Source organism: Mesorhizobium escarrei, from assembly GCF_935825525.1.
Lineage (GTDB): Bacteria > Pseudomonadota > Alphaproteobacteria > Rhizobiales > Rhizobiaceae > Mesorhizobium > Mesorhizobium escarrei.
The window spans coordinates 81,315-103,658 of the sequence record NZ_CAKXZT010000035.1 but is presented as its reverse complement, the minus strand read 5'-3'; the positions used below and the strand labels follow the sequence as shown (position 1 = coordinate 103,658).

The 22,344-nt window shown below is 59.3% G+C and carries 26 protein-coding genes and 2 pseudogenes; 11 read left to right on the top strand and 17 right to left on the bottom strand.

Annotated features, from left to right (window positions below; translation table 11 throughout):
• The first annotated feature begins 23 nt into the window (after nt 1–23).
• The gene (locus tag NMG80_RS03120) at nt 24–971 is read left to right on the top strand and encodes a heme o synthase (RefSeq protein WP_254016786.1); all 948 of its coding nucleotides are present in this window, start codon (nt 24–26) and stop codon (nt 969–971) included.
• A 377-nt stretch (nt 972–1,348) separates the two neighbouring features.
• Nucleotides 1,349–2,167: a DUF2189 domain-containing protein gene (locus NMG80_RS03115; RefSeq protein ID WP_254016785.1), complete on the top strand. Its 819-nt coding sequence runs from the start codon at nt 1,349–1,351 to the stop codon at nt 2,165–2,167.
• A gap of 55 nt (nt 2,168–2,222) precedes the next feature.
• Here the strand turns inward: NMG80_RS03115 and NMG80_RS03110 are convergent, their stop codons facing one another.
• The 16 genes and pseudogenes from NMG80_RS03110 to NMG80_RS03035 form a co-directional block, all read right to left on the bottom strand.
• Entirely contained in the window at nt 2,223–2,696 is a 474-nt protein-coding gene (locus tag NMG80_RS03110; RefSeq protein WP_254016784.1) for an aminoacyl-tRNA deacylase, read from the bottom strand.
• A 179-nt stretch (nt 2,697–2,875) separates the two neighbouring features.
• The gene (locus tag NMG80_RS03105) at nt 2,876–3,280 is read right to left on the bottom strand and encodes a cytochrome C oxidase subunit IV family protein (RefSeq protein ID WP_254016783.1); all 405 of its coding nucleotides are present in this window, start codon (nt 3,278–3,280) and stop codon (nt 2,876–2,878) included.
• 31 nt (nt 3,281–3,311) lie between these two features.
• Nucleotides 3,312–4,034 (bottom strand): heme-copper oxidase subunit III family protein, encoded by a 723-nt coding sequence (locus NMG80_RS03100; RefSeq protein ID WP_254016782.1) that lies wholly within the window; start codon nt 4,032–4,034, stop codon nt 3,312–3,314.
• A 13-nt stretch (nt 4,035–4,047) separates the two neighbouring features.
• Complete coding sequence (locus NMG80_RS03095; RefSeq protein ID WP_254016781.1) at nt 4,048–4,752, bottom strand: cytochrome c oxidase subunit 3; 705 nt, start codon at nt 4,750–4,752, stop codon at nt 4,048–4,050.
• The gene (gene ctaD, locus NMG80_RS03090; RefSeq protein WP_254016780.1) at nt 4,749–6,518 is read right to left on the bottom strand and encodes a cytochrome c oxidase subunit I; all 1,770 of its coding nucleotides are present in this window, start codon (nt 6,516–6,518) and stop codon (nt 4,749–4,751) included. The genes NMG80_RS03095 and ctaD overlap by 4 nt, the downstream gene beginning before the upstream one ends.
• An 89-nt stretch (nt 6,519–6,607) precedes the next feature.
• Nucleotides 6,608–7,423, bottom strand: coding sequence for a cytochrome c oxidase subunit II (gene coxB / locus NMG80_RS03085; RefSeq protein ID WP_254016779.1), 816 nt, complete (start codon nt 7,421–7,423; stop codon nt 6,608–6,610).
• 268 nt (nt 7,424–7,691) lie between these two features.
• Nucleotides 7,692–7,859, bottom strand: a pseudogene (locus NMG80_RS03080) (JAB domain-containing protein); the annotation flags it as partial.
• Nucleotides 7,860–8,082: 223 nt separating this feature from the next.
• Nucleotides 8,083–8,317 (bottom strand): annotated as a pseudogene (locus NMG80_RS03075) (helix-turn-helix transcriptional regulator).
• Nucleotides 8,318–8,494: 177 nt separating this feature from the next.
• Nucleotides 8,495–8,647, bottom strand: coding sequence for a hypothetical protein (locus NMG80_RS03070; protein WP_254016778.1), 153 nt, complete (start codon nt 8,645–8,647; stop codon nt 8,495–8,497).
• Nucleotides 8,640–9,377 (bottom strand): SDR family NAD(P)-dependent oxidoreductase, encoded by a 738-nt coding sequence (locus NMG80_RS03065; protein ID WP_254016777.1) that lies wholly within the window; start codon nt 9,375–9,377, stop codon nt 8,640–8,642. Before NMG80_RS03065 ends, NMG80_RS03070 begins: the two co-directional genes overlap by 8 nt.
• 140 nt (nt 9,378–9,517) lie before the next feature.
• Nucleotides 9,518–10,054, bottom strand: a complete 537-nt coding sequence (locus NMG80_RS03060; protein WP_254016776.1) for a gamma carbonic anhydrase family protein — start codon at nt 10,052–10,054, stop codon at nt 9,518–9,520.
• Between the two features lie 106 nt (nt 10,055–10,160).
• A complete protein-coding gene (locus tag NMG80_RS03055; protein WP_254016775.1) occupies nt 10,161–10,430 on the bottom strand; it encodes a cupin domain-containing protein in 270 nt (89 codons plus the stop codon).
• Nucleotides 10,421–11,458, bottom strand: coding sequence for a quinone oxidoreductase family protein (locus tag NMG80_RS03050; protein WP_254016774.1), 1,038 nt, complete (start codon nt 11,456–11,458; stop codon nt 10,421–10,423). Before NMG80_RS03050 ends, NMG80_RS03055 begins: the two co-directional genes overlap by 10 nt.
• A gap of 51 nt (nt 11,459–11,509) precedes the next feature.
• The gene (locus tag NMG80_RS03045; RefSeq protein ID WP_254016773.1) at nt 11,510–12,406 is read right to left on the bottom strand and encodes a beta-keto acid cleavage family enzyme; all 897 of its coding nucleotides are present in this window, start codon (nt 12,404–12,406) and stop codon (nt 11,510–11,512) included.
• Between the two features lie 13 nt (nt 12,407–12,419).
• Nucleotides 12,420–13,235 (bottom strand): SDR family NAD(P)-dependent oxidoreductase, encoded by an 816-nt coding sequence (locus NMG80_RS03040; protein WP_254016772.1) that lies wholly within the window; start codon nt 13,233–13,235, stop codon nt 12,420–12,422.
• Nucleotides 13,236–13,258: 23 nt separating this feature from the next.
• Nucleotides 13,259–14,149, bottom strand: coding sequence for a dioxygenase family protein (locus NMG80_RS03035; protein WP_254016771.1), 891 nt, complete (start codon nt 14,147–14,149; stop codon nt 13,259–13,261).
• Nucleotides 14,150–14,380: 231 nt separating this feature from the next.
• On the opposite strand from NMG80_RS03035, the gene NMG80_RS03030 reads away from it, so the two are divergent.
• The 9 genes from NMG80_RS03030 to NMG80_RS02990 all read left to right on the top strand — a co-directional run bounded on the left by NMG80_RS03030 (nt 14,381) and on the right by NMG80_RS02990 (nt 21,781).
• Nucleotides 14,381–14,863: a RidA family protein gene (locus tag NMG80_RS03030; RefSeq protein WP_254016770.1), complete on the top strand. Its 483-nt coding sequence runs from the start codon at nt 14,381–14,383 to the stop codon at nt 14,861–14,863.
• The gene (locus NMG80_RS03025) at nt 14,860–15,180 is read left to right on the top strand and encodes a DoxX family protein (RefSeq protein ID WP_254016769.1); all 321 of its coding nucleotides are present in this window, start codon (nt 14,860–14,862) and stop codon (nt 15,178–15,180) included. Before NMG80_RS03030 ends, NMG80_RS03025 begins: the two co-directional genes overlap by 4 nt.
• A gap of 105 nt (nt 15,181–15,285) precedes the next feature.
• Entirely contained in the window at nt 15,286–16,881 is a 1,596-nt protein-coding gene (locus tag NMG80_RS03020; protein ID WP_367185911.1) for a sugar ABC transporter ATP-binding protein, read from the top strand.
• Complete coding sequence (locus tag NMG80_RS03015; protein ID WP_254016768.1) at nt 16,871–17,851, top strand: ABC transporter permease; 981 nt, start codon at nt 16,871–16,873, stop codon at nt 17,849–17,851. Before NMG80_RS03020 ends, NMG80_RS03015 begins: the two co-directional genes overlap by 11 nt.
• A gap of 2 nt (nt 17,852–17,853) precedes the next feature.
• On the top strand, nt 17,854–18,846 hold the full coding sequence (locus NMG80_RS03010) for an ABC transporter permease (protein WP_254016767.1): 993 nt from the start codon (nt 17,854–17,856) through the stop codon (nt 18,844–18,846).
• 54 nt (nt 18,847–18,900) lie between these two features.
• Nucleotides 18,901–19,860, top strand: a complete 960-nt coding sequence (locus tag NMG80_RS03005) for a sugar ABC transporter substrate-binding protein (RefSeq protein WP_254016766.1) — start codon at nt 18,901–18,903, stop codon at nt 19,858–19,860.
• A gap of 71 nt (nt 19,861–19,931) precedes the next feature.
• Nucleotides 19,932–20,642: an SDR family NAD(P)-dependent oxidoreductase gene (locus NMG80_RS03000; RefSeq protein WP_254016765.1), complete on the top strand. Its 711-nt coding sequence runs from the start codon at nt 19,932–19,934 to the stop codon at nt 20,640–20,642.
• A 54-nt stretch (nt 20,643–20,696) separates the two neighbouring features.
• Complete coding sequence (locus tag NMG80_RS02995; protein WP_254016764.1) at nt 20,697–21,068, top strand: YciI family protein; 372 nt, start codon at nt 20,697–20,699, stop codon at nt 21,066–21,068.
• Complete coding sequence (locus NMG80_RS02990) at nt 21,065–21,781, top strand: SDR family NAD(P)-dependent oxidoreductase (protein ID WP_254016763.1); 717 nt, start codon at nt 21,065–21,067, stop codon at nt 21,779–21,781. Before NMG80_RS02995 ends, NMG80_RS02990 begins: the two co-directional genes overlap by 4 nt.
• A gap of 105 nt (nt 21,782–21,886) precedes the next feature.
• Here the strand turns inward: NMG80_RS02990 and NMG80_RS02985 are convergent, their stop codons facing one another.
• A complete protein-coding gene (locus NMG80_RS02985) occupies nt 21,887–22,228 on the bottom strand; it encodes a putative quinol monooxygenase (RefSeq protein ID WP_254016762.1) in 342 nt (113 codons plus the stop codon).
• Nucleotides 22,229–22,344: the final 116 nt, after the last annotated feature.

Sequence of the window (22,344 nt, the reverse complement as noted above, 5' to 3'; positions counted from 1 at the left end):
GTCCCAATCGGTAGTCGCCTGAAATGTCGGCTCGGGAAAGCGGCCTCAAGGATGCCGGTATCGCAATTTCGGAAGCGACGGTCAGTGATTTCTTCGCGCTTCTGAAACCACGCGTCATGGCGCTTGCTGTTTTTACCGCTTTCGTCGGCCTGATGGTGGCGCCCGGGGCGATGAATCCGGTCATCGCCGTGATTGCAATTGGTGCAATTGCGGTTGGAGCGGGAGCGGCCGGGGCACTCAACATGTGGTACGATGCCGATATTGACGCGTTGATGTCGCGCACGTCAAAGCGGCCGGTCCCGTCAGGCCGGGTCACGCCAGGCGAAGCGCTCGGCTTCGGCTTGGTGCTTTCCGTACTTGCGATCATGACGCTCGGCGTGCTGGTGGGGTGGCTCGCCGCATCGCTGCTGGCCTTCACCATCTTCTTCTACGTCGTCATCTACACGATGTGGCTGAAACGCTCGACGCCGCAGAACATCGTCATAGGCGGCGCCGCGGGTGCGCTTCCTCCGGTCATCGGGTGGGCGGCCGCCACCGGCGCCGTCGGGGTTGAAAGTCTCGTCCTGTTTCTGATCATTTTCCTCTGGACGCCGCCGCATTTCTGGGCGCTCGCGCTGTTCAAGATCGGCGACTATGCCGCGGCCGGCATTCCCATGATGCCGAACGTGGCCGGCCAGGTTTCGACCAGAAGACAAATCTTCGTCTATTCGCTGATCCTGGCACCAATCGGCGTGCTCCCCTGGCCTTTCGGATTCGCGAGCGGATTGTACGGGATTGTTTCGGCCGCATTGGGCGCGGGTTTCATCTGGCATGCCTGGAAGCTTCTGGTCGACAAAAGCTGGGTTGAAGGGCGGGAGATGAAACGCGCAAAGGCGCTGTTTGCCTATTCGATTCTCTATCTTTTCGCGATCTTTGCCGTGCTGCTTGCCGATACCGTTGCAATGCGTGCGGTCATGCCAGCCGGAAATTGACGGCCGGAAAGACGGAATGACCTGCTCAAGCCTTACGTTGGCAGTGCACAAAATCCCAAAAACAGCAGAATAACTACGCCAAGGCCGAGTATGAGAACGGTCTTTCCATCCATGACCTTTACCCCCTTCCCCAATTTTGAGAATATCGAAGAAAGGCCGTTAGAGCTAGCCTGATCACCGGGGCCGTCCTCCCAGAGACTGTTTGGAAACTCGCCAGAGCAGATTTCAATACAGTCTAATAAATAAAGGGCCGCGACAAATCCCATGCAAGAGCGTATGTTGATCATGGTGCAGGTCGCGATTTTGCGTGGCCAGTCACGCTGAACGGCAGCACCGTGAAATCGCGACCTTACCGGACCTGGTCTGGAGGAATGGTCATGGCAAGTTTTCACGTGATTGCAGGCGCCAGCGAGACGCTGGAGCACACCAGAATTCGAAAGATAGGCGTTTCCGACCTTTTCGACGCGCTCAAGCGTGGCGTCGACGATTTCATGGTCAAACCGTCGCACATCGTTTTTCTCTGCCTGATCTATCCGCTTGTCGGCGTCGTGCTCGCTGTCTGGACGTCAGGCAACAACGCGTTGCCGCTGTTGTTTCCGCTGGTGTCTGGTTTTGCGCTGATCGGTCCATTCGCGGCGCTCGGCCTTTATGAGATCAGCCGGCGGAGAGAGGCCGGGCTCGACACCTCATGGAGCCACGCTTTCGAGGTCAGGAATTCTCCAGCGCTGCCGGCCATCGCGGCGGTCGGGATCATGCTGCTTGCGATCTTTATCGCCTGGCTGTTGACCGCGCGGATGTTTTATCAGCAGGTGTTCGGTCCGGCCCCGCCGGAATCACTGTCCAGCTTCATCAGTGAAATATTCGCCACCGGACGCGGCTGGACGCTGATTATCGTTGGCCACGCAATCGGCTTCGTCTTCGCCGCGGTCGTGTTGTGCACCACGGTCGTCGCGTTCCCGTTGTTGCTCGACCGCGACGTCGGCGCCTACGAAGCCATCCATACCTCGGTGCGGGTGGTGCTGGCGAACCCGATCGTCATGGCTGTCTGGGGCCTGATTGTCGCCGTCGCGCTGATTATTGGCTCGCTGCCGGTGTTCGCCGGGCTGGCGGTGGTGCTGCCAATCCTCGGTCACGCCACCTGGCACGTCTATCGCAAAGTCGTGGAATCACCGGCCTCCACCAGGCCGGCGGACTGAAAAAATTGCCCTGCCGCACCGGCCTCTCGCCGGTGCGGCAGGTTGGCATGAGCGTTTAGTAAGCCGGGTAGCTAAAGCGGGCTTGTTGTGCGTCGCTGGTCAGGTTGCGGAAATCCTTGCCGCTGACATGCACGAGCGTCCTGTGGTCGCCACCCTCGAAATAGATATCGCCGGCATTGCCGAGGCTTTCATCGACAATCACCGGCACATCGTAGGCCGCGCCGATCGGCGGGATGGCGCCGGTGTCGCAATCCTCGAAGAGCGAAACCACCTCGTCCTCGGAGGCGAGCCCGATACGCTGGCGCATCACGTCCTGCAAAGTGCCGAGCTCGATCCTGTGCGTACTGGGGACCACGGCCAGCGCATAGCCACCGTCGTGGTGAACCACCACCGATTTGGCCATTATGCTGCCGGGCACATGCGCCGCTAAGGCGGACTGCCTGCTTGTCGACGTGCGGTGGTGCTCGACGGTATCGTAGGAAATTCCTTTCTCGTCGATAAAGTCTTTCAATCTGTTTGCGATCGTCATCTTGAGCCTCCCTTGCTGGAGTTCGCGACGGAGAAACGACGAAAATCGTTCTCCTTCTGTCGTTTTCCGGTGGTGACAAAAATGGGCCAGCTGTCGACCGTTTCAAGGCAAAGCAGAGCGGGCCGTGAACAGCCCCTCCGGCCCTCGACGGGAAATGCTGCCCGAACCCGGATTGCGCGTCAGGGCTCGGCCCCAAAAAACAGCGTCCGGGTGAGAAGCGTATAATCCGATTCGAAGACCATCATTGCCACGAACACCAGCACCAGGATCGGCGGCAATATGATCGCATATGTCAGCGCCAGCCGCTCCCAGGCCATGTGCATGAAGACCGCGACGATCAGCCCAGCCTTGAGCATCATGAAGATCAGGATCAGCGACCATCTGAGATAGCCCTGGAGGCCGACATAGTCGACCAGATAGGAGCAGGCGCTGAGGATGAACAGCCATACCCAGACCACCAGATAGAGCCTGATCGGGTGCTCCTGATGAACCTCCGCAGGGGCGATGCCGGTTGCTGCCGCATCATGCGCTTGAGCTCCGTGCAGCGTGTGTTGCCCCAGGCCGTTTGCGGTTGCTTCAGCCATATCTGCCTCTCACCAAAGCCATGTCTGCCTCTCACCAAAGATAGAAGAATGCGAAAATGAACACCCACACCAGGTCGACGAAATGCCAGTAGAGCCCCATGATCTCGACGTGCTCGTAGCGGCCCCTGCGGCTGGTAAAGAACCCGCGCCGGCCGGTTTCGTAATCTCCGCGCCAGACCTTTCGCGCCACGATGATCAGGAAGATCACCCCGAACGTCACATGGGTGCCGTGAAAGCCGGTGATCATGAAGAAGGATGACCCGAACTGCGCCGCACCCCACGGATTGCCCCAGGGCCGCACCCCTTCGGTGATCAGCTTGGTCCATTCGAAGGCCTGCATGCCCACGAAGGTCGCGCCGAGCGCTGCGGTCAGAAGCATCAGGATCGCCGTCTTGCGGCGGTCGTGGCGATAACCGAAGTTCACCGCCATGGCCATCGTTCCGCTGCTCGAGATCAGCACGAAGGTCATGATCGCGATAAGGATCAGTGGAATATCGGAGCCGCCGATATGAAGCGAAAAGACCTCGCTCGGATTGGGCCACGGCACTCGGGTGGACATGCGGGCGGTCATGTAGGAGAGCAGGAAACAGCCGAAGACGAAGGTGTCGCTGAGCAGGAATATCCACATCATGGCCTTGCCCCAGGACACGTTCTTGAACGCGCGCTGATCCGACGACCAATCGGCGGCGACGCCTTGCAAACCAGCCGGCCGCGCCAGTGCTTGGCCGGTATGCGTCACTGTCGTGTCTGCCATCCGTCCGGCCCTCCTAGGTCAGCAGCTGTCGGCAAATCTCGATAAAAGTCGCGGCCCAGCCGGCCAGAAGTGCAAAAATGGCCAGCCAGACGAAAAGCAGGAAATGCCAGTACATGGCACACAGTTCGACACCGAGGCGAAGCCGCTCCGGCCGTGCTCCGTTCCAGGCGCCGGCGGTCGTTCTGCTCAGACCGACCAGCCCGCCCAGTATGTGCAGGCCATGCATCCCGGTTATCAGGTAGAAAAAGCTGTTGGCCGGATTGGCAGTCAGCAAGTAGCCGTCGGCGGTCAGTTCCCGCCATACCACAAGCTGTCCGACCAAGAAGGCAAGCGCGGTGAGCCCAGCCGTGGCGAGGCCGAGCCTGACCGTGTCTATTTGGCCGCGTCGCGCGGCGACCGAGGCGCATTGCAGCGCGATGCTGCTCAGCACCAGCACGCCGGTGTTGAGCCAGAGCACGCGCGGCAGCGGCAGCGCCTGCCAGTCCGACAGCGCCATGCGCATGAAATAGGCACTGGTGAAGAGCGCAAACAGGCAGCCGACGACGGCGAGGAAGACGCCGAGGCCGATCTTGGCGGTCGGCAGCGCCGATCCTTCCAGGGCGACAACATCCCCGATCACTCCTTGCTCGAGCCACGGCTTGGCCATCAGCCGCTGGTGGGAGAGCCACCATCCGGCAAAGCCGGCGATGACGAGGAGGAACACCAGAATGACGCTCATGCCGGCTCCCTGGAGGTTCCGAAGGAGCCCGGCATGTTTTGCGGGATAAAGTCCTCCTTGGCGCCGGGGACGCTGTAGTCATAGGCCCAGCGATAGACGATCGGCAGTTCCTTGCCGAAATTGCCATGGGCGGGCGGTGTTTCCGGCGTCTGCCATTCGAGCGTCGTGGCGCGCCATGGATTGCCGCCGGCCTCGCGGCCGTGGCGGATGCTCCAGATCAGATTGAACAGGAACACGATTTGGGCGAAGCCGACGAGGAACGCCATGATGCTGATGAACGCGTTCAGATCGTGGGCCGACTCGGTCATCACCGTCGTGTTGGTCAGTTCGTGGTAGCGGCGCGGCACGCCCATCAGGCCGATGTAGTGCATGGGAAAGAAAATCAGATAGGCACCGAGGAAGGTGACCCAGAAATGGAACTGGCCCATCGCCTCGTTCAGCATCCGGCCGGTGACCTTCGGGTACCAGTGATAGATCGCGCCGAAGATCACCAGAATCGGGGCGACGCCCATGACCATGTGGAAATGGGCAACGACGAACATCGTGTCCGACAGCGGAACGTCGACGACGACGTTGCCGAGAAACAGTCCGGTCAGCCCGCCATTGACGAAGGTGACGATGAAGGCCAGGGCAAAAAGCATCGGCACGGTGAGGTGGATGTCGCCGCGCCACAGCGTCAGCACCCAATTGTAGACTTTGATCGCGGTCGGCACGGCAATGATCAACGTCGTGGTGGCGAAGAAGAAGCCGAAATAGGGATGCATGCCGCTGACATACATGTGGTGCGCCCAGACTACGAAGCTCAGCGCACCGATGCCGACGATGGCCCAGACCATCATCCGGTAGCCGAAGATGTTCTTGCGCGCATGGGTGCTGATCAGGTCGGACACGATGCCGAAGGCCGGCAGCGCCACGATGTAGACCTCGGGGTGGCCGAAGAACCAGAACAGATGCTGGAACAGGATCGGGCTGCCGCCGCCGTGCTGCAGTTGTTCGCCCATCTGGACGATCGCAGGCATGAAGAAGCTGGTGCCGAGCGCACGGTCGAACAGCATCATCACGCAGGCGACAAACAGCGCCGGGAAGGCGAGCAGCGCCATGACTGTCGCGGTGAAGATACCCCAGACAGTCAGCGGCAGGCGCATCAGCGTCATGCCGCGTGTGCGGGCCTGCAGCACCGTCACGACGTAGTTCAAGCCGCCCATGGTGAAGCCGATGATGAACAGAATCAGCGAGACGAGCATCAGGATGATGCCCCAGTCCTGGCCGCCTGGTGTGCCAGTCATGATCGCCTGCGGCGGGTAGAGCGTCCAGCCGGCACCGGTCGGTCCGCCGGGCGCAAAGAAGCTTGACGCCAAAACCAGCACGGCGAGCAGGTAGATCCAGTAGCTCAGCATGTTGACATAGGGAAAGACCATGTCGCGCGCGCCGACCATCAGCGGGATCAAGTAGTTGCCGAAGCCGCCCAGGAACAGTGCCGTGAGCAGATAGATCACCATGATCATGCCGTGCATGGTGATGAACTGGTAGTAGGCTTCGGGGCTGATGAAGTCGAACGTGCCGGGGAAGCCGAGCTGCAGCCGCATCAACCAGGACAGCACCAGCGCCACCAGGCCGATTGCCGTCGCCGTCGCCGAATACTGGATGGCGATAACCTTGGCGTCCTGCGAAAATACGTATTTCGTCCACCAGCTGTGCGGATGATAGAGTTCCATCTCCGCGACTTCGGCCGGCGGTACCGCATCTGCAGGTGTGACATCGACCATATAGGAACACCTCCGTGCCCTTTTCGGCCAGACTCGACAGTTTCGAGCCGTGCCGCGATTTCAACCCAAATCGCCGACTTTGCCGGCGTCTACTCTGCCGAGCCCACCTGCTGGGGGGCCGACAATTGCGCAAAAGTCTGCTGTTCGCCGAGCCACGCCAGATAGTCCTCCGGCGTGTCGACCATGACCACGCCATTCATCAACGGATGCCCCTGGCCACAAAGTTCAGCACACAGGACCTGAAACGTTCCGGTCTTGGTCGGGGTGAACCAGAAATAGGTGACCGAGCCCGGGATCATGTCCATCTTGGCGCGGAATTCCGGCACGTAGAAATCGTGCAGCACGTCGATCGAGCGGAGCAGCATCTTGACCGGCTTGCCGACCGGCAGATGCAGATCGGCGGCTTCGATGACGACATCGTCCTGGCCGTTGGCGTCACTGGCGTTCACGCCGAGAGGATTTTCAGGGCTGACGTTGCGGGTGTCGGACGTCCCAAGCTTGCCGTCCTTGCCGGGCAAGCGGAAACTCCACTGCCATTGCTGGCCGACGACTTCGACCACTGTTGCGTCGCTTGGGACGCTGACGAACTGGTTCCAGACGAACAGGCCGGGAACCAGCATGGCGGTGACGCCGATTGCGGTGACGATCGTCAGCCACCATTCGAGCCGCTTGTTCTCGGGTTCGTATGCCGCCTGGTTGCCTTCCCTATGACGGAAGCGGAAGACGCAATAGGCCATGAATAGGACGACGGCGGCGAAGACGACGCCGGTGATCCAGAAGGTGATGATGATGGTGTTGTCGATATAGTCCCAGTTAGAGGCAATCGGCGTCCACCACCATGGGCTCAGGAAGTGGAACAACACTGAGCCCACAACTACCAAAACGAGTACAAGCGCTATGGCCATATCCCGTTCCTCCCGGCATTCCAAGGGCGCGAAGCCGTCCCAGGAAATGCCAAATGCATCATAGCTCGATTTCCGGTCGAAATTCTAGTGCGGTCTTCCCGTCAGCCGAAAACGCAAGGGCGGTGATGTGGAAGAACCCAAGAAGAAGAAGGCTGCGGCGAAGAAAAAACCTGCTAGGGCACCGAACAACACGGCTTTCTGCCGAATCGCGAAACGCCGCCCCTGTGCGCCCTTTTTCGTTGCGGCCGACGCATGTTCAAGCAGGGCGTCAGATCAGCAGCAGGCCCTTCATGCTGGCATGACCCTTCTTGCCGATGATGATGTGATCGTGGACGGCGATGCCGAGCGGTTTGGCCGTCTCGATGACCAGCTTGGTCATCTCGATGTCGGCGCGCGACGGCGTCGGGTCGCCTGACGGATGATTATGCGTCAACATACCGTAGAATAATCTTGTTTTGTTTCAATAGTTTGGCAAAGTTTTAAAATCAACTGGGGTCGCTAACTGGTATATGTGCCGCGTGACCTTCAAGGATAAATACCAAACGATCATGGAAGAATTTTCATGATACTCGATTGTCCCGCCTGATCACGGATTCCGAATCGTGAATCGGAATATATCTTATCGTGCGAACATTGAAAGCCAGTCGCAATGACTCGGTTCAACATGCCGGAACACATTCCTCCAGCGACAAGGATCGAGAGGGTCTGCAAACCACCAGATTTGATTTGTCCCAACGATCGAGCTCGCTGAACGGGATAGAGGACCGCTTTGCCGATCTTGATGTAGGATGGACCGATGCGCATCGTTCTCCAGTTCCGCAGTGTACCTTCGCTGACTTGGCCACGGTAGCGGGCGGCGACTTCTTCTAGCGTGAGATAGGCGGGGGTCGACACGAGATCTCCTGAGAGGACAAGCAAACATGCGGCAAAAGCTGGATGTTGGAACGGCGACCTGTGGACTTCCGGCCCGGCGACTTTCGGGCGTGATCGCTGCGATCGCGGACGGCGTGGTGTCCTGCTTACGACTGCTGCCCACTGCTGCGACGTAGAGCTCCCGGTTTCACCATGTGATCAATAGGGACGATGCACCCAAGTGTCGTAGCGCACTTCAGCGGCTTTGATGAAAGTAGCGGCGATGGTCAGCGCATCCGCCGATGCGTGGGCACCATAGCAACTCGATGGGAAGTTCTGTCGGTGCTGGTCGTGGTCAACCTTCTCATGCATTGGCGCCACCGTCGATGGTGAGGCCGGCACCATTGATCGATCGAGCTTCGGGGCTGGCGACAAAGGCGACCAGCGCCGCTACATGGTCGGGTCGTCCATATTGTTTTATTGCCATACGCTGGCGTTGGTGCTCGGCGTAGGGACCATCTGCGGGGTTCATATCCGTATCGGTTGAGCCGGGATGGATAATATTCACAGTGATGCCGCGTGGCCCCAGATCGCGTGCCAGCCCCTTAGTAAAACCGACCAATGCGGCTTTGCTTGCGGAATAAAGCGCGGTCCCAATGTCAGGTACGCGCTCAGCGAGGTTGCTTCCGATAGAGATGATCCGGCCTCCATCAGAGAGATAAGGCAGCACGGCAAGCGAGGCTAGCATGACGGCCCGAACGTTGACGGCGAGCGTATCGTCGATATCTTTGAGCGAAACTTGCTCAAATGGGCCGGCACGCCAGATGCCGGCGTTGTTGACGAGGATGCCGATACCGCCCAACTCCCTGGCCGCCCGATCCACCGCGCTCTTGATTGAGGTTGGATCAGATGCCTGCATCTGAATGGCAATGGCGCGTCGTCCAGATGTTCGAAGTTCGTCTGCGAGCCTGTTGGCAGCATCGGCCGACCGCTCATAAGTTATTGTGACGTCGGCGCCCTCTGCCGAGAGCCGGCGCGCGATTGCAGCGCCGATACCCCGGCTCGCACCAGTTACAAAGGCTTGCTTTCCTTTAAGGGACATTTGGATCTCCATGCGAGCTGACTGAATTGGTTTTGGCAGATGTCACTTGAAACCCGCGCCAAGAATGGCTGATCAAGTTCTGAATATGATCTTGTTGTTTGATCAAGCGGGCATGATGGCCAAGTGCCACTTCTTGCCTTTCAAAGGCGATCCCGCTTGAGCAATGTGTCCCGGTATGTCCCTATCTTCCGGACATAGCGAACCGCAGCACCTTTCATGTTCGTCAGTTCGTCGGATCCAAGCTCCCTTACGACGCGCCCGGGGTTTCCCACCACCAGACTACAGTCTGCGATCACGGCGCCTGCCTTCACGAGTGTGTTGGCCCCAATCAGGCAATTCTCGCCAATGTGGGCGCCGCTCAGAACAGTCGCTCCCATGCCGATCAAGCTTCCGGCCTCAATCGTGCAGCCATGGATGATCGCGCGATGGCCGACCGTCACGTTATTGCCGATGTGCAGGGGAAATCCGGGGTCAGTGTGAAGGACGGCACCGTCCTGAATATTGGTCCCATCGCCGATGATTATCGGATCATTGTCGCCACGGATCACAGCGCCAAACCAGATGGTGACATCCTCGCCCACGGTGACATTGCCGATGAGCACCGCATCCGGGGCAATCCAGAAACGTTTGTCATTGGCTATTCTTGGCCGGATACCATCGAGGGAATAGATTGGCATAAGCGTCTCGCTGTGAGAATTCTAAGGAGCTTCGCCTGGCTAGCGGCCGGCTAACGGCGTTGCCAACAGAATGGACGCGTCGGTGCCGGAGATGTTGCGCAGTTTCCTAGCCTCGCCAGGCGCAAAGCGGCATGAATCCCATGGCGACCACTTCCTCTGTGCCGTTGGACACCAACACTTGTCCGGCCAGAACGACATAAAATTTTTCGGCAGGCGACGCATCAAGCGTAGTGCCGCCGCCAGGCCTTATCGTCGACACACCGAGCCACAGTTGATCTGCGGGCCCCGCTTCGCGGCCCTGCAGCCTGACCATCGTCATATGGTCGTGGCCGGCTGTTTGGTAGACTGGGGCCACCTCGAACCGTGTTATGTGCACGGATCGAAGCCCTGCGGCATGAGGATGACGCGGTCTCGAGATGAGCCCATGACCAGCTGATAGGCGTCATAAGCGCGGTCAAGGGGGTGCATCGCGTGGGGCAGGATCGGAAACGGTCTGAGAGCCTTTGTCGCAAAGCCATGTACGAGTTGCCTTAGGATCGCCCCGCTCGCTACCGATCCAAGGGCGATCGTATCGATACCGACATAGGTGTGACGGCCTTTGTAGAAAGCCAAGATATCGAATGTCACAAGCCGCTCAACGGCCGCTATGAAGATCGCCCTTGCGCCAGCGGCCATGGACGCTTGGCCCATGTCATAGGCGGGATCGCCCACTGTGTTGAAAACGATGCTGGCTCCGGTCCCTGCTGTCAGCTCACGAACGCGCGCTGGCACGTTGTCGTGGGCGGCGTTGATGATGTCTACCGGGCCGTTGGAGTGGCCCACATAGCCCTCGTCGCGCCGCACAACGCCGATGACACGAGCTCCGCGCCACGAGGCGATCTGTGCGGCAGCCTGTCCGACCTTGCCGTTGATGCCCAGGATCAAAACGGTATCGGCCGATGCCGGAAGCCCCGCGCGGGACAGTCCCTCCCAAGCGGTGACGAAGGGTACGCCGATGCCGGCAGCTTCCTGCATGGTCAATCCTTCAGGGACAGGGACGATGGCATCGGCCTCGACAATAAGGTGGCTCGAGTGGCTGCCGTCAACGCGAATACCAAGGTCGCCAGACGAACCAAACACCTTGAGGCCGACGAGCGCTTCTGGGCCGGCTATGACCTTGCCAGCGTAGTCACGACCTGGCGTGCGCGGGAAGACTGCGTATGGCATGAGGCCGGTCGCCGCCTTGGCATCTGACGGATTGACGGCAGCCGCTAGCACCTCGACGATAACTTCGTGGTCCTTGGGCGCGCGCAGTCTGCAGCTGGCAACCGGAAGCGCGATTTCGGCATAGTTTGACACTTTCCGCTCAATGCGCAGCGACCGCGCCTCAACCCCTTGCGTTGGCCAGCTTCCAGCAGGTTTCATATTCATCTCCATGGCATCAAAAGGATCGGATGGCAGCGAAGGATTTGGGGGTCAGGCAGGCAAGGGCGACAAGCCAGTCAACGCGCGTGCCTCGGTGGGCGAGGCGACCTGGCCGCCCAAGTCTTCGACGATCCGCCGCGCCTTCGCGACCATCGCTGCGTTGGACTGCGCCAGGACGCCACGTTCGAGATAGACAGAATCCTCTAGACCGACGCGGATATTGCCCCCGGTCAGGTAGGAAAGTGCGACCGCCTGAAAGGCGCTCCTGCCAATGCCGATCGCGGTAAAGCAGGCGGTTTCAGGCAAGAGGTTGCGCGCGTAGAGAATAGTTTCTGCGCTCGGTTGGAAGCCGTACTGCACACCAAGGACAAAACAAGTCAGCAAAGGCCCGCTGAGCGTCCCGTCCTTCACCAAATCATGCAGCAGGGCAATGTCGCCGGAATCGAACAGTTCCAGTTCAGGCTTTACGCCAGCCGCGTTGATCACTGCTGCCATGCGCCGGACATTGGCTGGCGTGTTTATGACGACCTGGCCAGCAGAATTCATCGTGTTGAGATCGAGTGTGCAGATATCCGGCTTCAATGCTGCGATGTGCTCCACCCTCTTTTCCGGAATAAGCAGCGTGGTGCCGGGACCGGCAACCCTGGGATCTGATTCCCAAGGTACGAATCGTCCGCCTGGGCCGGTGGTCAGGTTGATGATTAGCTGTGAATTCCTGGATCGGATGCGGTCGATGACATCCCGGTAAATCGCGATATCCATGGAAGGCGCCCCGGAAATCGGATCGCGCACGTGGAGGTGAACGATGGCCGCACCGGCATCTGCCGCAGCCAAACTCGAGTTGGCGATTTCCTCAGGCGTTATGGGCAGATGGGGGGTCTGCGACGGGGATGTGAGGTTGCCCGTCACGGCACATGTGATAAACACCTTCGGGAGGGGAGAGCGCATCCGACACACACCCTTACAATGCACGGCCACCATCGACCTGGATCGTGTGTCCGGTCGAATAGGTCAGCATGGTTGCACAAGCGAGGATCGCGGCCGCGATATCATCTGCTTCGGCAATTCTGCCGAGCGGTGTGGAGGCGGCAACCTTAGCGTTAAAATCTTGGCCACGTCCCGGCACGAACTGTGTGTCCACCACACCCGGCGAAACAGCGAGCACCCGGACCTGGGGGGCCAGCGCTCGGCCCAGCGCCTTTGTCATCACATCGATACCAGCTTTGGCCGCGCAATAGGCTATTGATGATCCCACGCCCGTGAACGCGGCAATGGACGACAGGGAAACCACCAGCCCATCGCCCGATGCCCTGAGCAGCGGAGCAAACGTCCTGATCGCCGCGAACTGACCTCGCCAGTTGACCGTGAACATGCGATCGATGAGGTCATCGGTCAGCGCATCGAGATCACCGTGCGGAACTGGCACGGTATAGCCGGCCGCATTGATAAGCACATCGAGCCTTCCGTAGCGCTGCTCGATCACCTGCTTCAACTTAAGCAGCGATCGGGTGTCGGCAATGTCTGCGGGCAATGCATCGCAATGGGCGTCGCCCAGTGCTGCCACGATATCTCGCGCAGCCTTGGTGTCCCGCTCGGTTTCCAGATGCGTCACGATCGCTTTGGCACCAGCCTGGACAAAAAGCCGACTTGTCGCAGCCCCAATGGTGCCCGCGCCTCCCATGACGAGTGCGATCTTGCCCGTCAACGATTTGGGAAAAAGCGCTCGATGAACGTCTCTCGAGGTCTGTGTGGAGCATTCGCTCGTCAATGAATTCATCGCGATCGGATCCTTATTCGAGACTATTTGATTGGCGGAACAGGAAGCTTCGCTTCGCCGGGTTCCATGACGAACGCATAGTCGAGGCTATACCAGTCGCCTGTTACGTCGGGGTCGGGCGCAGCGCCTACACCTTTGCGGTAATCGCCGATAAGGTGGCGCGTTACCCCGAACACGACGTCGCTCTCCAGATGCGTGTCGTCGTCGACGAAAACCTGGGTGATGAGTGTCTTGTATCCCGGCTTGAAACCGAGGAAATGCAGATGCGCCGGCCTGTAGGGGTGACGGTTCTGCGCTCGCAGCAGGTCGCCCACCGGACCGGACGTTGGAACAGGATATCCCGCAGGTTTGACGGAACGGAACCAGAAGCGTCCGCCGGCATCGGTCCGGAACTTGCCGCGCAGGTTCATATCGGCCTGCGTGGAATCCTGGTTTTCATAGAGACCGACCGGTGAAGCCTGCCAGACATCGACCTCGACTCCGGTGAGCGGATTCCCTTTGGGGTCGCTAATGGAGCAGTTTGCGAACAGCGCTGGGCCAGGCGTGTCCGAACGAAGGATACTGCCGCCATTGTGCGTTTCTGGCGAATTCATTCGCCAGAATGGACCAAGCAGTGCTGCCGCGGTTTCGGTGGCCCCGCTACGCCCGTTGTTCAAGAGACAGACGAGAGAGGACAAGCCGATGGCGTCGGAAAAGAGAATTCCTTCGTTATGGTGATCGTTCGTTGCCTGACCAATGCGATTGAGGAAGTCGATACCGATCTCAAACTCATCTTCAGAAAGCGCGGCCTCACGCGCGAAGGCGTGAAGGTGTCGGACCAGGGCCGACATCACGTTCACCAAACGTGGGCTGCTTGCTGACGCCATGGCATCGAGCACAGCAGCCGTGACGCTCTCCTCGCTCTCGATGATCATTGGCCTGTTCTCCTAACGCTCCATTTGGCACCAGTATAATGGGTGTCAAAATTATGCAAGAGGTTTTGCACACGTCGTGAATGGTAAGACTTTTCCCGGAATCCGTTTCCCGGGCAATAAAGTTGGCACCTTTAATACAGGTTGACAACGTGTACGCAAATGCGCTTACCTATCGCCAGGTTCGATGGATTGCTCGCTATGCATTGCGGGCGAATTTTTTGGAGGTGTCGCGTGGTAAGGCAGCCGGGTTTCAGGTCCTCGCCGTCCAATGCGGACGTGGTTGAGGTTCAGACCATTCCTGAACGGCATGTCGACATGCCTTACGCTCCGGCGATACGCGTTGAGAGCCCCGGTGACCTTCTTTTCATCTCGGGCGCGACGCCGTCCCCACTCTATCACAAGCATCCTCATGAGTTGCATGAGCACAACCATCCTGTCGACATCCGCGATCAGACGCGCCTCGCCATGGAGACCATCGGAACTATCTTGCGCCACGAAGGGCTTCAGTGGAGCGATGTGGTCAAAGTAACGAAGTACCTGACGGATATCCGTGATCAGGACGGCATGGTCGCGGTTCTGAAGGAGTATTTCGGGGACTGGAAGCCCGCCAGCACCACAATCTGCATCAACCAGCTCTCGACCCAGGGCGCTCGCGTTGAGCTCGATATGATCGCCGTCTTTCCGAGATCCTCAACTTCGGTGGGCAACACATGACAGTTGTCGGGGGGCTTGCCGCGCTGCTGGCTGTCGTCTTCGTGTGGGCCGGCGCGCTCAATTTGACCGGGCCTGCGTTTGTGCGCGCGGAATTCGACAAGTGGGGCTATCCGGCCTTCATGCGCATAGCGGTCGGATTGATCGAAATCTCGGCGGCGGCGATGTTGTTTTGGCCGCACGGCCAACGATCTGGGGCGGCGATAGGAGGGGTCGTCTTGGTCGGTGTCATCGTTTCGCTGCTGCGTACGCGCGAGTGGCTGAGGCTCGAGTATCCGGCTGTTTTGCTCGTCGCGTGCGTTTTGCTTGTCGCATTGTAATGTCGAAGAGCCCGATTGAAAAATAACAGCGGGCAGACCGGCCAGGGGAGGCCGATTGGCAGAACAGTGCAAGTCGGTGCTGCGCGTCAAGGGAGGAGTTCACTCATGTTGGAAGAATCCGGCTCTGAAGGGCCTGTCGGAATAGGCAGCGGCATCGCTGCCCCCGACGTCGGGGTTTTGTCGGCCGCGCGCGCCGATACGCCCAGGCCGATGATGGTGCTCAACGGGGTCAGCAAGTCATTCGGCCAGATGCAGGCGCTCTCGCAGGTGGATCTCGAGATTTATGCTGGCGAAGTCCATGTCCTGCTTGGTGAGAACGGCGCCGGCAAGTCGACGCTGATCAAGACGCTCGCGGGAATCTACGCGCCCGATGCAGGCGAAATTCTGCTCGATGGAAATCGATTGGCGCTTGGCGGACCATCTGATGCCCGCCGCGCCGGCATCAGCGTCATCCATCAGGAATTGGCACTTGTTCCCCACCTTACGGTCGAAGAGAATATAGTTTTGGGGCGTGAGCCAAGGTTTTTGATCCCCGGATCGATCGACCGTCGGGTTCAGCGCGAAACGGCGCGACGTGCCCTCGAACTGGTTGGCTTCGACGGCGATCCACGCGGTAAAGTCGCGAACCTCACCACGGCCAGGCAGCAGTTGGTTGAAATCGCCAAGGCGCTCGCGCATCGATCGCGCATATTGGTTATGGATGAGCCGACGGCCTCCATATCGGAGCGGGACGCTACGAACCTCCACGCGATCATCGGCGATCTGAAGCGTCGCGGCGTGGCGATCGTGTTCATCTCGCATCGAATGCGCGAGGTCTTCGAATTGGCAGACCGGGTGACCATTCTGCGGGACGGTCGGAAAATCCTGACCACGCTTCCGGATGCAACGACTCCCGAACTGCTGATCAAGGCGATGGTCGGACGGACTGTAGGATCCTTCTATCAGCGGCTGGAGCGGTTCGTGGCTGGCGAAGTCATTCTTGAAACGCGGGCACTTTGTTCCGCGGCCGGACTGGTCGACATGAATATTGTCGTGCGCAGCGGCGAGGTTGTCGGTCTTGCCGGTCTTGTTGGATCGGGGCGAACCGAGTTCGCACGGGCGGTTTTCGGACTGGACAGACGCACCGGCGGTGAAGTGCTTCTCCACCAGCTACCGCTCCCTGCTGACCCGGTTCGTGCTGTGCGGTCCGGAATAGCCTTTGTGCCGGAAAGCCGGAAGGAGCATGGACTGGCGCTGACCAAATCAGTCTGTGACAATCTCACGCTTCCCGCCCTTTGGAAGATCTTTCCGCACGGCTTCCGCTCGCGCCGCAGGGCTGCCGGGGTAGCACGTGGTCTCATCGAGCGCCTGCGCATAGCGACACGTTCGACCCGTCAGCCGGTGCGGACTCTCAGCGGCGGGAACCAGCAGAAAGTGGTTATCGGCAAGTGGCTGCCGATCGAGGGAAACCGCCGGCTCATCATTATTGACGAACCGACGCGCGGCATCGATGTCGGCGCCAAGGCTGAGATTTTGAAGCTCGTCGAAGGTCTTGCCGCTGAAGGGTGCGGGATTCTGATGATCAGTTCCGAACTGCCAGAAGTCGTCGGCTTTTGCGATCGCGTCTATGTGCTGCAAAGCGGCACGGTGCGAGGCGAGCTGTCCGGTGCTCATTTGACCGAGGAAGCCATCATGAAGCTGGCGGTGCATCATGATAGCTGACATTGCGCGCATATCGAGGCTGCGGGGCAGTCGCTCCCTCAACTTTTTGTCGTCCAAGGCGCTGGGCGCGAGCGTGGTTCTAATTATCCTGGTCCCGCTTTTCGGCGTGTTTGCGGGTGGGTTCTTGTCGCCACACAACCTCGTCAATATCGCCCTGCAGAGCTCAATACTGCTCCTGATCGCGTTACCCATGACGTTGGTTATCCTGACCGAGGGCCTGGACCTTTCATCCGGTGCGTTGCTTAGCCTATGCGGCGTTGTCCTGGCGCTGTTGCTGGTGGCCGGCTATTCGATTCCCGTCGCTACCTTGGCGGCGATGGCAGTGGGATTGCTCTTCGGCATTCTTAACGGCTTTTGCGTTGCAAACCTCGGTATGCCGCCTTTTGTCGTGACACTGGGTACGTTGGGCATGGCACAAGGTCTGGCGCTGGCTCTTGCCGACGGCAACGCCGTGTCGGGACTTGGACCCGAGATCGAGGCATTTTCCGCGTTCCGCTTTTTCGGTCTGCCGGTGTTGGTCCTGATAGCCATCGCTGCGTACGGCATCTTCCACTTGGTGCTCTACCGCACCACCTTTGGGCGCTATGTGATTGCGGTCGGGGGCAATGCCGAGGCCCTGCGTCTTTCAGGTGTCAGCGTGCGGCTTGTTCACGGCGCCGTCTTTGCGATTTCCGGAGCAACAGCCGGTTTCGCGGCTCTGTGCATGATCGCGCGCACGAACGCAGGTCATCCCACGATTGCGCTGGGCATGGAGTTCGATGCGATCGCCGCAGTCGTGCTCGGAGGTACATCATTCGAACGCGGCAATGGTTGGTTGTTTGGCACTGTCCTTGGTGTGCTGGCCATCGGCGTCTTGCGCAATGGTCTCAACCTGATCGGTGTCGACACGTCTCTGCAACTGGTCGCAATCGGCGCCTTGGTGATTGCCGTCCTGCTGGTTGAGAGACTGGCCAGCGAGAGGAGTGTTTGAGCATGACGGAGACCACAGAGATGTCGGCCATTCGCACTTTCCGCAGTGACGCCGGCGCACCGCTCGATCCGGAGCTGCGCTCCATCATTGCCCGTTTTGTTGTTTTGGCGGTGCTGTGTGCGGGCGTAGCGCTGTTGAACGAAAACTTCCTGTCCGTCGCCAATTTCACCAACGTTCTTCGGCAGGCAAGCCTGCTGTTCCTGATCGCGGCCGGCGCGACACTCGTCATTATCGCCGGTGCCATCGACCTTTCCGTTGGTGCCATCCTGACGTTGTCGGCGTGCGTTGCGGCCGGGGTCATGCACGCAACTGGATCCTCTGGTCTTGGCATAGCAACAGCACTTGCCATAGGCATCTCGGCAGGCTTGGCAAATGGCATTCTGGTGGCGGGGCTGAGATTGCCCCCATTCCTCGTCACCTACGGCATGCTGTGGATTCTGTCTGGTGGGGCGCTCTATTACATGGGCGGCATTCCCATCACCGGCTTTCCCCGCGAGTTCCGCTTCCTGGGTAGCGGATTTCTGCTCGGCATTCCCGTGCCGATCCTGATTATGATCGCCATCGCGCTCGCCGGCAGTGTCGTGCTGCATATGACAACGGTTGGTCAGCAAATGGTCATGATGGGAGCCAACCGCGCAGCGGCTACACTTGCCGGCATACCTGTGCGGCGCAACCTGATCTGCGTCTACGTGGCCAGCGGAGCATGCGCTGGACTGGCAGCCGTAGTCGCCCTTGGCCGTGTGAACTCGGCAGACCCAGGCATGGGCGACCCGCTGTTGCTGCCATCGATCGCGGCAATCCTGGTGGGCGGCACGTCGCTGTTCGGCGGCACTGGAACGCTATTGGGCACGGCGCTTGGCGCGCTTCTGCTTACGATCGTCCTCAATGCGATGAACCTGCTGACGATCGGCTCCGCTTGGCAGCCTTTCGCAACAGGTATCGTCCTTGTTGGAGCCATGCTTGCCGACGCCTTTCTCAATCGACGTCGCAGCTAGCGGCGTTGGTCAATAACCATAAAAAATATCCAGAGTGGGAGACGGAGAGAGAAAATGAAAACTGCATTAGCCTCGGTAATTCTTCTAGCCATCTCAGCCTCCTGCGCCATGGCCCAGGACAAGGGTGAGATCGCCGTCTTCACCAAGAACAAGGTCGATCCGTTTTTCGAGGAAGCCCGCGTCGGCGCCGATGTCGCCGCCAAGGGTCTAGGCTACTCGACCGTTCAATACGCCCCAACACGACCGAACAATTTTCAGGAGCAGATCGCTCAGGTCGAGGACGCCATCACGCGCAAACCCAAGGGCATGGTGTTTGTTCCGGTTGATACGAAGGGCCTCAAGCCATCGGTCGACAAGGTTCGGGAGGCCGGCATTCCGATCGTCAACTTCATCGATATGGGTGACGGCAACTTCAATTCCTACGTGATTTATGACGACCACAAGATGGGCGCCGATGTCACCCGCATCCTTGCCGAGAAACTTGGCGGCAAGGGCAAGATTGTCATCATTGAGGGCATCAAGGGATCAGCAACCAGCGACAATCGCACCGCTGGCGCGCAGGAAACCTTGAAATCCTATCCACAGATCCAGGTGGTGGCCGTTCAGGCCGCAAACTATCAACGGCTCCAGGCTCTCCAGGTGATGGAGAATCTGATGCAGCAATTTCCAGAAATAGACGGTGTCATCGCGGCATCCGACAACATGGCTTTGGGCGCGATCGAAGCGATGGAATCGGCCGGACACAGCGGCACCCAAGTCGTCAGCATGGACGGAACGATCGACGGCGTGCAAGCCGTATCGGCCGGTCGGTTGCTGGCTTCGGCGGAATTCTCCGGCTTTCAGATGGGCTGCACCGCTGTTGAAATCATCGACCGGCTGACCAAGGGCGAGGCGGTTCCGGAACGGCTGGAGCTGAAGGCTGAGATGATCACCAGGGAGACCGCCGACAAATTCGGTCAACCACTCGAAAGGCGGACCTGCAAGTCGCTCAAGGATCTCGGGCTTGCATCCTGACGTGAGGCAAACCGGCTCGCCCGGGGGCGTTGTCGCCCCGGGCGAGTCTCGACAAGAGATGGAGTGATTCTATGCGGTTCAAGGGTCGCGTCGCCATTGTTACCGGAGGCGCACGGGGGTTTGGCGCGGCAATCGCTCACTTGTTGTCCTCGGAAGGCGCGCAAGTCTATGCGGCGGACCTGAATGCGCCTCAGCAGACAGGTCTGAGGGCGCTGCGGCTAGACGTCTCCGACGAGAAAGCATGGGTTGCCGCGGTTGCTACCGTTTCCTCCGAAGCCGGCCAGGTCGACATCCTTGTCAACAATGCCGGCATCAACATCTATCCGGCGGCACACGAAATCGAGCTCGCTGATTGGAACCGGGCGATCGCCGTCAACCAGACGGGTGTGATGCTGGGGCTGCGTCATGTTCTGCCGCTGATGCTGCTCCGAGGCAATGGGGTGGTTGTCAACGTCTCATCCACGCTAGGCGTGGTAGCGGTTGCTGGGGCGATCGCCTATCATGCCACCAAGGGAGCAGTGTCCCAAATGACCCGAAACGCCGCCATCACGTATGCGGCCCACGGCATCCGCGTGAATGAGGTGCTTCCCGGAATTTCGGACACCGATCTCGTGCGCTCACAGGCGGATGAATTTACCCAAGCCAGCCTGACGCGAACGCCGATGGGAAGGCTAGGCCGCGCTACCGAAATTGCTGCCGCGGTAGCCTTCCTTGCGTCCGATGATGCAAGCTTCATTACCGGTGCAAGTCTTGCGGTCGATGGCGGCTATCTCGCTCAGTAGACCCTAACTGCCCCATTTATACCGGTTTAGCAGCAATTTAGCGGAGGACGCTTCATGCCCAGCAAAGGCGACAATATCTTTGTCTGCATCAGTCAGTATCGAAAGCCGATTGCAGAGGTTGATATCCACCTTCCCGCCCATATCGAGTGGCTGAAAGAACAGGACAGAAACGGGCGCACGATCGCCACAGGCCGGCAAGTTCCTGGTACCGGCGGCGTCAACATCATGGCGGCGCAGGATCGACAGGCAATGCTGGACATTCTGGCCACCGATCCCTTCACGGCTCATGGCTGTTCCTCCTATTGGATATTCGAGTTCGAGCTCAATCCCGACCCGCACAAGGGACGCCTGATGGATCATTTCTTCAGAGAGGACTTTTCCATTTCCGCAAACGCCGTTCAGAAATCGGGCGCGCGCTCGAAATGAGGCTGGCGCGCAAGGTCGCCATCGTTACGGGTGCTGCGCGCGGCATTGGGCTCGCCATCGCGCGCCGGTTTGCCGAAGAGGGTGCCTGCGTGGTCGCGGCAGACCTCCATGTCGAGGATTGGCCTGCCGGGCAGCTTACGCCATTCCTGCATGACGTCACCGATGAGAAATCCTGGGCGACCTTGGTCGACGAGACGACGACGCTGTTTGGCAGGCTAGACATTCTTGTCAACAATGCCGGTATCATTAGCCACAATACCATCGAGGCCGAGACGATGGAATCGTGGCAACGGGAAATCGACGTCAACCAGACCGCTGTCTGGATCGGGATGCGCGCGGTGGTGCCGGCGATGCGACGCGGCGGAAGCGGCTCTATTGTCAACGTATCGTCCACTTGGGGCCTGGTCGCGGTACCGAGCGCAATTGCCTACCATGCGTCGAAGGCTGCGGTTGTGAATATGTCGCGTTGTGGCGCGGTGAGCTTCGCCAAAGACCGGATAAGGGTCAATGCGCTTCACCCAGGCCTGACACTCACGGAGATGGTACGAGCACAGTCTGAAGAGATCACGGGCCGCGTTGTTGCCATGACGCCGCTTGGCCGTGGCTGCGAGCCGCGAGAAGTCGCCAACGGGGCGTTGTTCCTCGCCAGCGACGAGGCGAGTTTTGTCACCGGCACATCGTTGATCGTCGACGGCGGTTACACGGCACAGTAGCGCGGTCGCCCAACCAGCATCATCAACCAAGAAAAAAGCCCGGTAACCAGGTTACCGGGCAGGCGTCAGCGGTAGGGGGAGAAATCCACCGATGAAGTCTGGAAGTCAGCCATTCGGGGCGTCACCGCGCGGCGCGAAGAAAGCGAAGTCTTCCCTTATCGGTTCCCAATACTGCATCACTCTTGGCGCCCTCAGGATTTCGGGTAGGCGCGCTTCATAGGTTTTTCGGTACTCCCTGGTCATCTGCACTTCCAGGAAGTCCGCCTTGTCGGCCCAGGTTTCATAAAGCATGAAACGGGTGGGATCCTCAGGATCTCGATTGAGGACTGTGTTGATGAAGGTTTTCTCATGGCGCATGGCGTCGAGAACGGGCGTGACGAGTTCGACATATTCTGCCTCATGCCCCGGTTTCACGTGGTTAGAAACCACCACCACGAACTCACACATCGTCACCTCGCATCATTGAAGGATTATCCGTCCTTGAACCCGTCGATAGCACCGCTTTAACCGGTGCGCAAGTGATTCTCTCTTGGCAAATCAACGAACACCACTTAAACTGGTGC

Coding starts and splice junctions, on each gene's coding strand:
- NMG80_RS03120 (WP_254016786.1), top strand. CDS start 24: ATGTCGGCTCGGGAAAGCGGCCTCAAGGATGCCGGTATCGCAATTTCG.
- NMG80_RS03115 (WP_254016785.1), top strand. CDS start 1,349: ATGGCAAGTTTTCACGTGATTGCAGGCGCCAGCGAGACGCTGGAGCAC.
- NMG80_RS03110 (WP_254016784.1), bottom strand. CDS start 2,696: ATGACGATCGCAAACAGATTGAAAGACTTTATCGACGAGAAAGGAATT.
- NMG80_RS03105 (WP_254016783.1), bottom strand. CDS start 3,280: ATGGCTGAAGCAACCGCAAACGGCCTGGGGCAACACACGCTGCACGGA.
- NMG80_RS03100 (WP_254016782.1), bottom strand. CDS start 4,034: ATGGCAGACACGACAGTGACGCATACCGGCCAAGCACTGGCGCGGCCG.
- NMG80_RS03095 (WP_254016781.1), bottom strand. CDS start 4,752: ATGAGCGTCATTCTGGTGTTCCTCCTCGTCATCGCCGGCTTTGCCGGA.
- ctaD (WP_254016780.1), bottom strand. CDS start 6,518: ATGGTCGATGTCACACCTGCAGATGCGGTACCGCCGGCCGAAGTCGCG.
- coxB (WP_254016779.1), bottom strand. CDS start 7,423: ATGGCCATAGCGCTTGTACTCGTTTTGGTAGTTGTGGGCTCAGTGTTG.
- NMG80_RS03070 (WP_254016778.1), bottom strand. CDS start 8,647: ATGCATGAGAAGGTTGACCACGACCAGCACCGACAGAACTTCCCATCG.
- NMG80_RS03065 (WP_254016777.1), bottom strand. CDS start 9,377: ATGTCCCTTAAAGGAAAGCAAGCCTTTGTAACTGGTGCGAGCCGGGGT.
- NMG80_RS03060 (WP_254016776.1), bottom strand. CDS start 10,054: ATGCCAATCTATTCCCTCGATGGTATCCGGCCAAGAATAGCCAATGAC.
- NMG80_RS03050 (WP_254016774.1), bottom strand. CDS start 11,458: ATGAAACCTGCTGGAAGCTGGCCAACGCAAGGGGTTGAGGCGCGGTCG.
- NMG80_RS03045 (WP_254016773.1), bottom strand. CDS start 12,406: ATGCGCTCTCCCCTCCCGAAGGTGTTTATCACATGTGCCGTGACGGGC.
- NMG80_RS03040 (WP_254016772.1), bottom strand. CDS start 13,235: ATGAATTCATTGACGAGCGAATGCTCCACACAGACCTCGAGAGACGTT.
- NMG80_RS03035 (WP_254016771.1), bottom strand. CDS start 14,149: ATGATCATCGAGAGCGAGGAGAGCGTCACGGCTGCTGTGCTCGATGCC.
- NMG80_RS03025 (WP_254016769.1), top strand. CDS start 14,860: ATGACAGTTGTCGGGGGGCTTGCCGCGCTGCTGGCTGTCGTCTTCGTG.
- NMG80_RS03020 (WP_367185911.1), top strand. CDS start 15,286: ATGTTGGAAGAATCCGGCTCTGAAGGGCCTGTCGGAATAGGCAGCGGC.
- NMG80_RS03015 (WP_254016768.1), top strand. CDS start 16,871: ATGATAGCTGACATTGCGCGCATATCGAGGCTGCGGGGCAGTCGCTCC.
- NMG80_RS03010 (WP_254016767.1), top strand. CDS start 17,854: ATGACGGAGACCACAGAGATGTCGGCCATTCGCACTTTCCGCAGTGAC.
- NMG80_RS03005 (WP_254016766.1), top strand. CDS start 18,901: ATGAAAACTGCATTAGCCTCGGTAATTCTTCTAGCCATCTCAGCCTCC.
- NMG80_RS03000 (WP_254016765.1), top strand. CDS start 19,932: ATGCGGTTCAAGGGTCGCGTCGCCATTGTTACCGGAGGCGCACGGGGG.
- NMG80_RS02995 (WP_254016764.1), top strand. CDS start 20,697: ATGCCCAGCAAAGGCGACAATATCTTTGTCTGCATCAGTCAGTATCGA.
- NMG80_RS02990 (WP_254016763.1), top strand. CDS start 21,065: ATGAGGCTGGCGCGCAAGGTCGCCATCGTTACGGGTGCTGCGCGCGGC.
- NMG80_RS02985 (WP_254016762.1), bottom strand. CDS start 22,228: ATGTGTGAGTTCGTGGTGGTGGTTTCTAACCACGTGAAACCGGGGCAT.